The 14,574-nt window shown below is 34.3% G+C and carries 10 protein-coding genes; 4 read left to right on the top strand and 6 right to left on the bottom strand.

Going from position 1 to position 14,574, the window contains the following annotated elements; all coding sequences use genetic code 11:
- Positions 1-144: 144 nt before the first annotated feature.
- From DM397_RS01990 to DM397_RS02005, 4 genes are read right to left on the bottom strand one after another with little or no spacing between them, the layout of a single operon-like run.
- The gene (locus DM397_RS01990; protein WP_111375952.1) at positions 145-1,308 is read right to left on the bottom strand and encodes an ABC transporter permease; all 1,164 of its coding nucleotides are present in this window, start codon (positions 1,306-1,308) and stop codon (positions 145-147) included.
- A complete protein-coding gene (locus DM397_RS01995; RefSeq protein ID WP_239457770.1) occupies positions 1,277-2,452 on the bottom strand; it encodes an ABC transporter permease in 1,176 nt (391 codons plus the stop codon). The genes DM397_RS01990 and DM397_RS01995 overlap by 32 nt, the downstream gene beginning before the upstream one ends.
- 5 nt (positions 2,453-2,457) lie before the next feature.
- Positions 2,458-3,450 (bottom strand): HlyD family secretion protein, encoded by a 993-nt coding sequence (locus DM397_RS02000; RefSeq protein WP_111375954.1) that lies wholly within the window; start codon positions 3,448-3,450, stop codon positions 2,458-2,460.
- Entirely contained in the window at positions 3,451-4,902 is a 1,452-nt protein-coding gene (locus DM397_RS02005) for a TolC family protein (protein ID WP_111375955.1), read from the bottom strand. It abuts the gene before it with no gap.
- A 936-nt stretch (positions 4,903-5,838) separates the two neighbouring features.
- On the opposite strand from DM397_RS02005, the gene DM397_RS02010 reads away from it, so the two are divergent.
- Entirely contained in the window at positions 5,839-6,519 is a 681-nt protein-coding gene (locus DM397_RS02010; protein WP_111375956.1) for a metal-dependent hydrolase, read from the top strand.
- A gap of 165 nt (positions 6,520-6,684) precedes the next feature.
- On the opposite strand, the gene DM397_RS02015 is transcribed toward DM397_RS02010, so the two are convergent.
- Complete coding sequence (locus DM397_RS02015; RefSeq protein WP_111375957.1) at positions 6,685-7,521, bottom strand: alpha/beta fold hydrolase; 837 nt, start codon at positions 7,519-7,521, stop codon at positions 6,685-6,687.
- A gap of 272 nt (positions 7,522-7,793) precedes the next feature.
- Between DM397_RS02015 and DM397_RS02020 the strand changes: the two genes are divergently transcribed.
- On the top strand, positions 7,794-8,582 hold the full coding sequence (locus DM397_RS02020) for an alpha/beta hydrolase (RefSeq protein ID WP_239457771.1): 789 nt from the start codon (positions 7,794-7,796) through the stop codon (positions 8,580-8,582).
- Positions 8,583-8,775: 193 nt separating this feature from the next.
- Here DM397_RS02020 and DM397_RS02025 read toward each other — a convergent pair whose 3' ends face one another.
- Positions 8,776-10,749, bottom strand: a complete 1,974-nt coding sequence (locus DM397_RS02025; protein WP_111375958.1) for a sigma 54-interacting response regulator — start codon at positions 10,747-10,749, stop codon at positions 8,776-8,778.
- 207 nt (positions 10,750-10,956) lie between these two features.
- On the opposite strand from DM397_RS02025, the gene DM397_RS02030 reads away from it, so the two are divergent.
- Together DM397_RS02030 and DM397_RS02035 are read left to right on the top strand one after the other, a co-directional pair.
- Positions 10,957-13,392: a sensor histidine kinase gene (locus DM397_RS02030; RefSeq protein ID WP_111375959.1), complete on the top strand. Its 2,436-nt coding sequence runs from the start codon at positions 10,957-10,959 to the stop codon at positions 13,390-13,392.
- 211 nt (positions 13,393-13,603) lie between these two features.
- On the top strand, positions 13,604-14,374 hold the full coding sequence (locus DM397_RS02035; RefSeq protein ID WP_111375960.1) for an alpha/beta hydrolase: 771 nt from the start codon (positions 13,604-13,606) through the stop codon (positions 14,372-14,374).
- Positions 14,375-14,574: the final 200 nt, after the last annotated feature.

The following is a 14,574-nucleotide window of genomic DNA, read 5'->3' on the forward strand; positions in this document are numbered from 1 at the left end:
AAACTCCAGCTAAAGCTGGAGCCAATTCAAACTAATAATTGATTTATACGCATATCACTCGTATCCTCGTGGTTGAAACCACGGGCTATGTTTTGAATATATTGTGCAATGATTAGGCGACACTCATAACTCATAACTCATAACTCATAACTCATAACTCTTTTTCAAATATTTTAAACGAATAAAACAGATTACACTATAAAAAGCAAAAAGCAGTATAAGATGCAATAAAACAGATGGATTATCCCATAAACTGGCACCCGATTGCACAATAGCGGTATACGAAACAATAAATGGTGTTGTAGGCAAAAGATTAGACAGCCACTGTAATGCTAGTGGAAGCGATTCAAACGGCCAGCTGTATCCTGTAATTAAGAAAATCGGATAAGTCGAAAAAGCCATCATCTGCAAACAAAGCAATTGCGATTTGAATAAAGAACCTATAAACTGAGCCATCGGAATTAAAGTCAAAATAAACAAAAGCAGTAATAAGCTTAATTCGAATCCGCTACCTCTCATGGGTAAATTGAGCAGTTTGTAATTTACATTTAAAAAGAAAAAGCCATACGAAGAAAAAAGTATCAGATAAAACAATCCTTTTCCCCAAATACCATTAGAGATACCCGAACCGAGCCATTCTTTTAATCGAGAACGCTGCCTCTCGCCTGCCACACTTTCGCACAAACCAATTAATAAAGTTTGCTGTAAAATTAAGGCTAACAATCCTGGCAATAAAAATGCACCATAACTCGATCTTTCATTAAATAAAGGGCGATAATCTAAATTTACTGGCATTACATTTTCCATTGCAATAGTGGTGCTCATTCCTTCTTTTTTCTGATAATACTGAAGCCTCACTCCTGCTCCAACTGTCAGACATATCTGCTGTACATTCAATAACAAATCACTCGAAGGAAGAAATCTCGCAGCGTTGATTGCCAATACTACATTGCTTTGTTTTAAACTCAGTAAATTGGCTTCTGTTCCTTCCGGAATATAAAAGTATCCTTGGCAATTTCCTTGATACATCTGTTCTTTTGCCTGTTCCAGATTCGAAAAATGAATCAGTTCTACTATCGGAGAATCGTCTATATTTTGCTGGAGCAAACGGGATAGTCTTGAGCCATCATCATCAACAACAGCCAATTTTACATCAAATTCTTCTTTATTGATATAAATACTTCCGTAAAAGAATGCATAAAGCAATGGAGCAATAAGAAGCGTAAGCAGCAAACTATGATCCTTTACTACTTGCGAAGCTTCTCTCAAAAAGAGATCAATCAGCGATTGTTGCGGTTTCTTTTTCATCTTTAATTGAATTAAATTGACGTTTAAACAACAACATCGCGGTCGGATACATTACTACACAAAATAATAAGAGTTTGGCGAACTCTCCTTGAGCATATTTCAAAGGCAAATTCATATAATACACCTTAAAAAAACCGTCTAAAAAAGCGGTATAAGGCATAATAAGTGCATAATACTGATCGTACCAAGGCATTGCCCATCTCGGAAAAGTAAATCCGCTGAAAACAAAAGCGGGCGAAGTATAGAAAAGCGCAACATCTCCCGAAAGCATCACATCTTTAAACAAAGCCGATATAAACATTCCGATGCCAATACACGCTAGAGAAAGCATGGTATATAGTATAAAAAACTTTCCAGTAGCGGCAGGAATGCCAATATCAAAAAAAGGAAAAATAATTCCTGTAATAATGATAAAATTAATCCAGCTAATGGCAAGATGAGCTATTGTTTTACCTATAATTGCAACAACAACAGAACCTCTTGACGAATCGTACAATTCCTGCATCGTCCCAGTAACCCATTCATAATTTAAAGCCAGCATAGAGCTGATAATCAAAATCATCTGCATTCCGACCGTTATTAAACCTGGAACCAAATATTCCTGATAATTGTAAGTTGGATTATAAAGCTGATAAGTTCTCAGACTAATCGGATTTGCAATCGCCATCGCCTGATCAGATTTCATTCCGGTTTTTACCAATTTCTGCAAAATTACGCCTGTGCTTCCTGTGATTACCACTTCGGCGACAGCCTTATAAACTAACTTAGCAGGAACAAGCGCAGCGGCATTGGTATACAAAGTCACGTTACTCGGATGACGGCTATAAATATTCTTCTGCAGATTGGCAGGGAAATGTACGGCACCCAATATTTTCCCTTCTTGAATCAGTTTTTTAACTTCGGCTTCGCTGCTTACTCTTCTGGTAATTTGAAGCGTTTCTTTTTGTTCTAATAAAAAAATCAGCTCTCGACTTATGGCACTTTGATCTTCATCCCAAATTGCAAATGCCAAATTCTTAGCATCTTGTTTTTGGTAAATAAAAGCGTAAAAGAAAAACAAAGCGACAGGAACAACAAGCATTACCAAGTAAAAAACCTTTAGACTTAGAATGCGCTTCCATTCTCTAATAATTATATTTATCATCAAAATCATTGAGGAAGAATTAAAGAAGCAGTCATACCAGAACGAAGTCCTTTAATTTGTGCAAGGTTTTCGGGTTTCACCTCTATTGTAAAAGTTCTCAATTCAAATTCTCCTTTATCTTTTGATGGGACCCAATTAGCAAATTCTAATGTCGGTGCAATAGAATGTACGACAACATCAAACGTTTCAGGTTCGCAACCCGGAACTTTAACCGATGTCTTGCTTCCAACTTTAAGCAGATTTGATTTGTCTTGTCTGATATTAAACTTAATTATCGTGGAGTTTTTCTTCTCTATGGTCATAATCGGATATCCTATAGAAATAATTTCTCCCTGATGTGTAACCAAATTCGAAATTACTCCATCAGCAGGAGCATAAACTCTTGTATTATCACCAAGCGCTTTGGTCAATTCATAGGCTTGTTCTGCTTGTTTTACAATAGCATTTGCCGTTTTTAGTAATTCGGGTCTTGTTCCGTTTTTTAGCATCTGAAGATTTAATTGAGCGGTTTCCATTTCCTTTTTCGCGGCTTGAAACTTAAAATAGAAAACATCTTTTTCCTGTCCTGATATTACATCTTCATTATACAATCGTTCCATGCGATCATAAGTCGTGCTAAACAATTTATATTGTTCCTGACTGATCTGATAGAGTTTAGAAGTCGCTTCTATCAATTCTGGTCTTGCTCCTTGTGTAAGCAGTTCCTGCTGTCCTTTTGCTGCATCAATTGCCGATAATGCCTGTGCTTTTATGGCGTTTATTTCGTTAGATCGAAGTACAGCCAGCAATTGTCCTGTTTTTACAGTATCGCCCTGTTTTACAAGCAACGAATCTAATCTGCCTGGGAATTCGGCCGCAACGTCAACACTTGTTGCATCAACCATTCCTATAAAATTATCGTCTTCTTTGTTATTGTCTTTTAAGAAAAAAATCAGTCCTGCTATTACTACAAAGATTGGAATAATCAGCGCCCAGTAGTTTTTAAATATATCTTTCATCTATTTAATAAATTGCGTTATTTGACTTGGATTTCCTAAACTATTAAAATACTCAGCTAATGCCAGATAGTATCCTAAAACAGCGGTATAATATCCTTTTTCTATTTCAGTTTCTACCAGCAAAGCATCATTAACGTCTTTTGGCGATGATAGCTGATTATTCATTCTTTTGGTAATTAAACTGCTTGTTGTATTAGCTTCTTTTCTCGCCGCATCCATAGCCATAACATCATTTTGCAGCGAAGTCATTTTATTCTTTGCGACTCTCGACTGTACCTGAAGCATTAAACTAGAATTCTCCTCTCCTAACTTGGCTTCTTCTATTAATTGTTTTGCGGCTAAAGTTTTTTTGCTAGTCTGTCCGTTATACAAAGTCCATTGCAATTCCAATCCTACAAACCAATCAGGAATCGAAACCGGTAAATCTTTTTGATATAAATTGTAATTTCCAATAGCAAAAACATTCGGCAAAGCCAATGATTTGCTGATTTTTTCAGCAGTCTCCGCATAAGAGATTTTATTGCTTGCAATTCTATAAACTGGATTGGTAAGCCAATAATCCTTCATAGGTTTTTCTAGATTGATTTCGGCATATCTTAAAGTATCTGAAATTACTATTGTGGTGTCAAGATCAACTCCCATCAGTTTATTCAGTTCGAGATGGGCATTTTGTTTGTCCATCTTAATATTGTTATACTGACTTTGCGCCTGAATTAAAACCACATTCGTCCAGTTTTGTTGGTACGGAGGCAATATTTTGTTTTTGACAAGTTCTTGGGCGTAATTTTTATTTTTGTCTAAAGCACTTACAATCTGTTCCTGTTTTTTAATTAAAGAGTTGAGGTATAATATTCTGAGGTATTGCACTGCAATTAAAAAATCAACTTCTTTGCCTGCAAGCTCTACACCAATTCCTGCCGAATTGGCAACCGATTGAGCCAAATCTATACTTGAATTTATTTTGTTTCCAAGAAAAATTGGCTGGCGAACTCCCACTCCTGCAATAAAATAAGACTGTTTACTTAAACTAGGATTATAATCTGGATAAATACCACCAATAACCGTTTTCGAGGCATTATAAATGCGATCCTGTGCTGCCTGCGATAAGTTATTTCCAGTAATTTCATGATAAATTTCGTTTGCCGTATTCACACTTTGCTGTGATGAACCTTCCACAACTCCGTCTTTAACAGTCTGCAGATTTATCGTAAGCGGATTGCTCAAATAAGAATAGCTAGATAAAAGATCTACTTTAGGTAAATAGCCTTTCTTTTCGGCCTGAAGATTATACTCTCCTGTTTTTAATGCAGATTTTGCTTGTTTTATGGTAATATTATTTTGCTGTGCTATAGAAAAACATTCTTCCAGAGAAGTGGTCTGCGCTTTTGTTTCCAGACCGAACAAAAAGCAAAACAAGATAAATGGCTTTAGAAAATTTAGTTTTATGTGCATCTATATAATATTCTTATGAATTGAAATTACTTTTAATTAGCGACTTCTTTGCTGTCTAATTAAAAACAGCAGGATAAAATAGAAATGAGATAAAAACTTATTATTCAGATAAATTCTGAAACTGTTTGAATGTATTTAAAATATACTGTTTACGAAAATTTGGGGTTCTTAACTTAAACAGCAAAAAAAGCATATAAACTGATATACCAATTAGTTAAAGATAAAGATTTTATTTTATAAGTGCTATTTTAATTTATGGAAAATATGATGCTTTTGGTTTCTTTGAAAACTAGGAATATGAAGCATTTTGATGTCGCTCCTCTGGAGCTTTTTGTCGCCTAGGAATTGAATCTGCTATAAATATTTTGCTCCGCTGGAGCATTAAATCAATTGCCTCCAGTTTTAGTTGGTGTTTTTTTGTCGTTGTAAAATTTAGCCTGCTACCAACATTTTGCTCTGCTGGAGCATTAAATCAATTGCTTCCAGCTTTAGCTTGTGTTTCTTTGTTGGTGTAAAATTTAATCTGCTACCAACATTTTGCTCCGCTGGAGCATTAAATCAATTGCCTCCAGCTTTAGCTTGTGTTTCTTTGTTGGTGTAAAATTTAATCTGCTACCAACATTTTACTCCGCTGGAGCATTAAATCAATTGCCTCCAGCTTTAGCTTGTGTTTCTTTGTTGGTGTAAAATTTAACCTGCTACCAACATTTTGCTCCGCCGGAGCATTAAATCAATTGCCTCTAGCTTTAGCTAGAGGTTAGCAGGAATTTCAGCAGATAGGGCTTTAGCCAAATTTAAAATTCTCTATCAATATTTTGCTTCGCTGGCGCACTTAAAGACAACTCTTCTAAATTTTCACTTTTATAGCGCTCTTCACCACTGGCACATTTCTTGAAAAAACATTCTTCATTATTAACTGATTTAAAACTATTTACCATGAAAATTACTTACTACGGGCATTCGTGTTTTTCAGTTTATGCCAACGGAAAACACCTTCTTTTTGATCCTTTTATTACGCCAAACGAATTAGCTAAAGAGGTTAATGTTGATGCCATAAAAGCAGATTACATTTTTATTTCTCATGCGCACTATGATCATATTTTAGACGTTGAACGCATCGCAAAAAACACGGGAGCAAAAGTGCTTGGGAATTTTGAAATCTATAATTGGCTATTGAAAAACGGTATCGAAAATGCGCATCCTATCAACCCAGGCGGTAAATTTGATTTTGATTTTGGAACCGTAAAATGCGTGGTAGCTCAACATCCGAGCAGTTTTATCGATGGTTCTTATGGAGGAATTGCCTGTGGTTTTGTGCTAACAACTTCTGATGGCAATTTTTACTACAGTGGCGACACGGCTCTAACTTTAGACATGCAGCTTATTCCAAAATTTACAAAACTTGACTTTGCTGTTTTTCCTATTGGCGACGGTCTTACAATGGGAATCGAGGAAGCTATTGAAGCCTCAAAACTGGTCGGAGTAAACAAAATATTAGGCGTTCATTATGATACGTTCGGTTTTATTGTTATGGATCATCAAAAGGCTTTGGATGCGTTTAAAAATGCTTCGCTTCAATTATTTCTTACTAAAATAAACAGTACTATCGATATATAAATTGGAGATTTTCTTTGTTATATTTCGCTAAAAGACAGTTTTTAGCGAAATATCATCTGCAATTAATTTTGATAAAAAAAAAGAAAACTTTTTTACATAAAAAAAAGGAATAGCTGCTGACACTATTCCTTTTGCATATAATCAAGTTCTGCTGATGAACTTAAATTATACGTATTCTACAAAATTGGTGATATACTGTGCTGTGAGTTCAGGATATTGATGCTGAGGTCCATGTCCTGTTGCAGAATACACAATCATTTGGGCGTTAGTCATTTGATTGATAATTGGATACCAATTGTCTACCGCAAAACTGATATCATGATCTCCAGAAATAATCAGAATCGGCGTTTTTATCTTCTTAAGCTGTTCCCTGAAATTAAACGGATCTTCTCTAAAAGTATCTCCTCCGCCAAAATACAACTGAAAAACATCCATTGTCGATGGAATCTTCTCTACCTCTATTCTTTTATGAATTCTGTCATGCGAAGCTTTCGCGGCCAATCGGCTAGATTCTGATTTTGGTTCAAAAAACAAAACGATTTCATCATCAAAATCATTTAAAGGTTTTAGCGCGGCATCATAAAATACTTGTTCAATCGGAACCTCATTTTTCCCAGGCGGATTTGTTCCTACCAAAACAGCATGCGTCACTAGATTAGGATACAATAGAGTTGCCGTCTGCGCCACCAATCCACCATAAGACCATCCTAAAACAATAGCTGAATCTAGCTTTAAGAAATCAGCAAGATCTTTGACATCTTTGGCTACGACAGTAATATCTGGAGCGAGACTTCCTGTAGAAGAACCAATTCCAGAATAATCAAATACGATAACGTTGAATTTTTCTGCCATTTTTGCCACAAACAGCGGATCCCAAGTATCGAGCGTTCCTCTAAAACGGTTCACAAAAATTATTGCCTTTCCTTTTCCATACGAACGATAAGCAATGGTACGATCGCCCAATTCGGCGAAACTTGTTTCTGTGTCATAAATTTTTTCCATAATTATAATTTAAAGATTGAAACCATATTGTTTTTTTTGAGGGAGACAAAGATTAAACCAAAACGCAGAACCTTTAAAATAAAGGATTTACAAGATTTTTTTTTGCTTGGACTTATGATATTTCAAGAATCAAAACTTGTTTTTAACGATATATAATAATTCTACAAATATCTGTTTCAACAAAGCTTTTATAATCAATGCTTTACAAAAAAGGCACTCCTTTTGTTTTTCAATCTGCGTGCCTTTTCTGAAATTAACCTAATAGCTTCGATATGATGTATTTATCTAATAAAAAAACCATTATGTTTATTACTGGAGCTTTTGTAAGTCATGCTTGTTGGAAAGAATGGATCGTGTTTTTTGAAAATAAAGGCTATAAAATAGTTGCTCCGCCCTGGCTACATAAAAATGAGTTTGCCGTTGATTTAAGACACGTCCATCCCAATTCAAAAATTGCCTCAATTCAATTAGCTGATTTACTGGATTATTATACCGAAATTATTGATAAACTTCCTGAAAAACCAATTTTAATCGGTCATTCTTATGGCGGTCTGTTAACACAGTTACTCATTCAGAAAGAACTTGGCTACGCAGGCATCTGCATCAATTCTATTCCGCCAAGCAATATATTTTATTGCAATTTTTCTCTCTGCAAAATAGCTTGGAACACTTCTGTCTTTTTTAGTTCTTCGAGCAAAACCTATTTGATGCCATTTAAAGTGTGGCAGCAGCTTTTTACCAACGAAATGACTTTTGAAGAACAGAAAGAAAGCTATGAAGCATTATTAATTCCAGAATCAAAATTAATTATGCGTGATATTTTTACTAAAACAGGAAAAATAGATTTTAAAAAGAAACACGATCCACTTCTTTTTATTTCGGGTTCACAAGATGCTTTAATTCCCCCTTCTTTAAATTATTCCAACTTTAAAAAATACAAAAACCTGCATTCTATAACTTGTTACAAAGAATTTCAAGATTCAAATCATCTAAGTATAATTCAGGAAAACTGGGAAACTATTGCTGAATTTATAGCAAATTGGCTAACGAAAATTACTTAACATATTGCTAATCATTTTAACACATAGCCCCGATAGCTATCGGGGATAGTTTAAGTAAACTTAAAAAAGGTGTTTCACTAATTTAAATCCACATAGCAAACTATGTGAAAGAAATATGTTTCTCTTTGCCCTCTTTTTATGCATCAAAATATATAATCTATGTTTCTATGTGTTTATTTTTTTGAGATAAGCCTTAAATAATCCCTTTTTTAATTTCTAGCTTTTTAATTTTAGAATTCAATGTAGAAGGATGAATATCTAAAATTTCGGCTGCGCCTCCAGCTCCAGAAATCTTTCCGTTGCATTTTTTAAGAATGTAAAGAATATAATCTCTTTCGTTTTCTAATATCGTTTTTATCGAAAATGATTCTGCTGGCTGTTCAGGATGCATTTTTGAAGACATCGAGAGTTCAATTTCTTTAATCGTATTTCCTTCTGTCAATAGAATAGCGCGCTGCATAACATGTTCAAGTTCACGTATATTTCCTGGCCAATTATAATTCATAATCTGCTGCACAGCGGCATCGGAAAGAATTGGCGCTTTTCTGCCCATTTTATCACTGTAAACCTCAATAAAATGATTAGCTAAATCGGGAATGTCTTCTTTTCTCTTTTTTAATGGCGGAACCATAATCGGAAAAACGTGCAGACGATAATACAAATCCATTCTAAACCTTCCTGCTGCCACTTCTTCTTCAAGATTTTTGTTGGTTGCCGCGATGATTCTAACATCAACTTTCATAGGAGAACTACCGCCGACGCGCTCAATTTCTCTTTCCTGCAAAACACGCAGCAATTTTACCTGAAGTTCAAGAGACATCTCTCCTACTTCGTCCAGAAAAATAGTCCCGCCATCTGCCAATTCAAACTTACCGATACGTTTATCCAATGCCCCTGTAAAAGCCCCTTTTTCATGTCCAAAAAGAAGCGATTCTGCAAGATTTTCAGGAATTGCACCACAGTTGATAATAACCAGAGGCTTCTCTTTTCTTGGTGATAAAGCATGAATGCTTTGGGCAATTTTTTCTTTTCCTGTCCCACTTTCGCCAAGAACCAGAACTGAAGTATCTGAAGGCGCTACTTTTCGGATATAATTAAAAACAGAATTCATTTGCGAACTATTTCCAATAATACCACCGAAATCTTCTTCGGTATTGACAGGTTTAGTGTTTTTAATTTCAACTTTTTTCTGTGGCAGATTTAAATCTTCTTTCGAATAGATTTTTGCTATAAACTGGCAGAAAATAGGTTCTAGCGAATTCAAAATGCGCAAATGCTCCGGAGAATAAACATTCAGGTTACGACTGTAAAAAGTAAAATGATAGCGCTGGATTTCAGAAATCAAAAGTGGAAAAACCAAATATGATTTTATTCCAAAATTATGCGCAATCAAAGCTTTCATCGGAGCTTCCTGAAGATTATTTATCAGTGTTTCTGCACTATAAATAATAGGTTCTTTATCTTTTTTAGATTTCTTGTAGGTTTCATTTATTTCTTTCTCAGACAATTCTGTTATCTGAGTAAGTTTCTGCAAGTTAATAATCTGATACTGATCTATATTTCTACGGACAATGCCGAGATTATCATAATGTGTTGCTGTTACAAAACCCGTTTCTAAATAATCAAAAGGAATAAAAGTCTGAACCGCTTTTGCAAAAGCCAACAAAGCTTCTTCTTTCTTTACATTTGAATTTATAATTTCTGAAATTGATTTCTGAAGCTGAAATTGCTGTCTCAACTGGCTTTCTAAACTATATTGCTGACGATAAAAAGCAATTTCAAGAGTTGTGAGAACATCTTGAGCTCTAAACGGTTTTACAATAAATCCGTATGGCTGTGTGGTTTTTGCTTCGTCTAAAACACTTTTGCTGGAATTGGCCGAAATAAATATAAATCCGATATGTTTTTCTTTAAGAATATGTGCTAATTCTATACCATCTCGCTTGCCTTTTAGCATGATATCCAAAAAAACAAGATCAGGCTTTTCAATCTCAATCTGTTCTAAAGCCTGCTCCACCGATCTCGCAATTCCTGTAACTTCATAATTGGCTTTTTCAAGAATAAGCTGTAAATCGTGTGCTTCAATAAACTGATCTTCAACAATTAAAATTCGTTTTTTTAATGCTGAAATTGCAGCTTCATATCCGTTATCGGCAGACTTTTTCATAAGTGAGTAAATTTTGTCCTACATTACACTTAATTAATTGATACAAAAATAGTTAATTATCATAATTAAAATTAAGCGTTTCCAAATTTAGCTAAATAAAAATCACATTTTACCATAATTTTCGTGTTATTTTGCAATCCAAACCAAATTGTTTCTCTTTATATTTGTTAATTAAACACTTACTAAAATTTAATTCTAAATAAATCCATGAAGCTACTGTACACTTTTTGTCTGCTTTTCTTTATAACCCTTAATTCTGAAGCGCAAAATCATCCCGCAACAGTAGGCTATGATTTAAAAAAGAAGCGTTTATTAATACAAACCTGCTCTTCTTATTTATACAATTCAAATCAAGGATCAATAGATGCAGACAGTGCTGTGGTTTTAGCCTGTAAAGCTTACAAATTGCCAGTTTCTTTAGCTTACAATGAAGGCTTTAATGATGGTTCTTATCTAATTGGAAATGATTTGATAGAAAAAGGAAATATTGAGGCTGTTAAAAAACTTTATCACAAATCAAAAGACATCGATAGAGTAAAACTAGCTCTGCAACTGGGAATTTTTTATTTGTTTAAACCTTTTACCAAACCAGATGACATTAAAAATGCAAATTTTTATATCACTGAAGCTGTAAAAATTAGTAATAAGCTAAAAATTCAAAAATGGCAACATCAGAGTTTAATGCTTTTGGGAAAGTTTTACTTTCAGATCAACAATTATCCTGAAAGCAAAAAATGCTTTTCGCAAGTAGTAAATGAGTGTCGAAAACAAAATGACAAAGCCGCGCTGGCTGATGCATTATTCTATCAGGCAACAAATCTACACGATTTAGATCCCGAAAAAGAAAAAACTCTAAAAGAGGCCGAAGCTTTATACAAAACCCTGGGCTTTGAAGAAAAAAGAATAATCACAAAAGCAAGGATATGCACCATCTATTTCTGGCACGGAAAAATAAATGATGCCAAGAAAATATTATATCAAAACACTGCTGATATGCGAAAAATTGGTTTCAGACAGCAGCAATACATTGAAACCACGATTGCTTATATCGAGGGCGTGCAATTCAATATGAAGAATGCTCTTTATTATGCTCTAAAAAGTGTTGAAACCATGGAATCAACAAAGGATTACACTTTTGCTGATATTTTTTATATGCGATTGGGAATAATTTATTTAAACATGGGGCATATTGACGATGCAATGAAGGCCGCTGAAAAAAGCATTAAATACGGACAAAACTCCTATAATAGTGGTAGCTGGTATAAAAGTTTTATAACAGCCACAGCAGCCTTATCGATGAAAGGAAAAAACAAAGAGGCTGTTGAATATATGAACTCAATAACCAGCAAATATCCGCCTCCAAACAAGTTTGATAATATGCTTATGAATTTTGGTTATGCCAATTGTTATTGGCGAATTAAAAATTATAGAACAGCAGAAAAGTATTTTATAAAAGCCGGAGAAGATGCCGATGGCTTAGATTCACAGCAAACATATCGAGATGTATGCAACACCTATTCCTCTATTGCGTTGTTTTTCGCAAATCGAAAAAACCTACAGAAAACAAAATTGTATATCGATAAGATTGAAGCTGCTTCAAAAAAATACAACCAGAAATATAATTCAGAAGCGCTCCAGATGTCTCTATATAAATTAGATTCTTTAAATGGCGATTTTAGATTGGCATTAGAGCATCATAAATTGTATAAAAAAATGAGCGATTCACTTTTGGATTATGCAAAAAACAAACAGATTGAAGAACTTAGAATACAATATGAAACAGAAAATAAAGAACAGAAAATCAAACTTTTAGACAACGAAACTAATTTACAGGAAACAGCCTTAAAAAAATCAAAATTATTAAACACAGTTTCCATTTCCAGTTTGGTTTTATTGGCCCTTTTAATTGTCTTACTGTACAATCGATATCGTTTAAAACAGAGAACTAATGCTGAACTTGAACTGAAAGAAAAGGAAATCAACCAGAAAAATATCAATCTGAGACATTTGCTTGATGAAAAAGAGTGGCTTTTGAAAGAAATTCATCATCGTGTAAAAAATAATCTTCAGACTGTGATTAGTCTGCTTAATTCGCAATCGGCTTATTTGGAAAATGATATGGCATTGTCGGCTATTAAAAACAGCCAGCATCGTATTCATTCGATGTCCTTGATTCATCAGAAATTATATAATTCGGAGAATATTTCTACGATTAATATGCCGAATTACATCAAAGAATTGGTCGAATATTTAAAAGAATCTTTCTTTTTAGGACAGCGTGTTCGTTTTGAACTCAAAATCGAGCCTTTAGAATTAGACGTTGCACAGGCAGTTCCTCTTGGACTTATTCTAAACGAATCGATTACGAATTCTATAAAATATGCTTTTCCAGATAATCGAACTGGAATGATTTACGTGACATTGCAAGCTACATCTGAAAACAAATATCTGCTGACTATTGCCGATAACGGAGTTGGTTTTGATGCGATTATTAGGGATAAGAAAATCAATTCATTTGGTTTGAGCCTTATAAAAGGTTTAAGCGATGACTTGGATGCGACTTTTTCTATGGAAAACAATAACGGAACGATTCTTAAAATTGAATTTTCGAAAGAGTTTCCAATCAATGACAAAAGACGATAATTTAAAATGCTTTATAGCGAAATCTCACTAATCTAAATTTATTTAGCGATATATAACACTTACAAATCAACAAGTTGCACTAAAAAACCTTATTATTAAACCATACTTTGGCGTGGCATATAAATTGTTTTTTTTTGAGGGAAAGTTAATTTTTTAAAAAATTCCAAAAGAGAAATTTTCAAAGAGATTCTAACATAAATCAAATAAAATCATGTCAAAATCAAAAACGATTGTGCTTATTCACGGAAATTTTGTCAATGACAAAACTTGGGCCGATTGGAAAAAGTACTATGAGCAGAAAGGCTATACTGTTTATGCTCCCGCAAATCCTGGACACGATGGAAATCCTGCCGACTTAAGAGCAAAAGTTCATCCAGATTTAACTAAAACCGGATTTATAGATATTGTCAATAATATCACTAAATTAATAGATACTTTACCCGAAAAGCCTTTGGTAGTCGGGCATTCAATGGCTGGTATGGCTACATTAAAATTGGTAGAATTGGGCAAAGCAGCGGCTGGAGTAAGTATTGATGGCGCACCTCCAAAAAATGTGTTTCCGCCATTTCAAACCTTAAAAACAGTAATTCCAGCTTTTGGCTTTTTCTCTTCGGCTAAATATTTTATGGGAAGTCGAAAATGGTACGATTATGCCTTTTTTAATACCATTCCTGAAGCACAAAAAAGTATTGCTTTTGAGAAATTTGCTGTACCAGAAAGTTATAAGGTAAGCCGCGAATTGGTTTTAAATTCATTTTCTAATATTGATTTCAAAAAACCGCATGAACCAATTCTATTTGTTGGCGGTGGCAGTGATCATATTTTTCCTCCAAGCTTAACAGAAACAATTGCCAGCAGATACAAAGAAAATGCAGGACGTGTAGATCTTAAAATATTTGATGGTAAAAGCCATTTTATTTGTGGAGAACCTGGCTGGGAAACTGTCGCCGATTATATTTTGGATTGGTATGAAAAGCTATAAAAAATTGTAAAAAGCATTCTGTAGGAATGTCTCATTGGTAGAATTTAAATTAGGATCGAGAATAGACGTTCCTTAGGAACGTTTGATTAATTGTCAGACATATTTTATTCACAAAAAACAGGTGTCCCTACGGGACACATGCCTAATTACATCATTTTTTTTCTACCGATCAGATATTCCTACGGAATATTAATAAAAAT

It is taken from the genome of Flavobacterium nitrogenifigens, assembly GCF_003254565.1.
Classification (GTDB): Bacteria; Bacteroidota; Bacteroidia; order Flavobacteriales; family Flavobacteriaceae; genus Flavobacterium; species Flavobacterium nitrogenifigens.

Coding starts and splice junctions, on each gene's coding strand:
- DM397_RS02005 (WP_111375955.1), bottom strand. CDS start 4,902: ATGCACATAAAACTAAATTTTCTAAAGCCATTTATCTTGTTTTGCTTT.
- DM397_RS01990 (WP_111375952.1), bottom strand. CDS start 1,308: ATGAAAAAGAAACCGCAACAATCGCTGATTGATCTCTTTTTGAGAGAA.
- DM397_RS02035 (WP_111375960.1), top strand. CDS start 13,604: ATGTCAAAATCAAAAACGATTGTGCTTATTCACGGAAATTTTGTCAAT.
- DM397_RS02015 (WP_111375957.1), bottom strand. CDS start 7,521: ATGGAAAAAATTTATGACACAGAAACAAGTTTCGCCGAATTGGGCGAT.
- DM397_RS01995 (WP_239457770.1), bottom strand. CDS start 2,452: ATGATAAATATAATTATTAGAGAATGGAAGCGCATTCTAAGTCTAAAG.
- DM397_RS02030 (WP_111375959.1), top strand. CDS start 10,957: ATGAAGCTACTGTACACTTTTTGTCTGCTTTTCTTTATAACCCTTAAT.
- DM397_RS02000 (WP_111375954.1), bottom strand. CDS start 3,450: ATGAAAGATATATTTAAAAACTACTGGGCGCTGATTATTCCAATCTTT.
- DM397_RS02020 (WP_239457771.1), top strand. CDS start 7,794: ATGATGTATTTATCTAATAAAAAAACCATTATGTTTATTACTGGAGCT.
- DM397_RS02010 (WP_111375956.1), top strand. CDS start 5,839: ATGAAAATTACTTACTACGGGCATTCGTGTTTTTCAGTTTATGCCAAC.
- DM397_RS02025 (WP_111375958.1), bottom strand. CDS start 10,749: ATGAAAAAGTCTGCCGATAACGGATATGAAGCTGCAATTTCAGCATTA.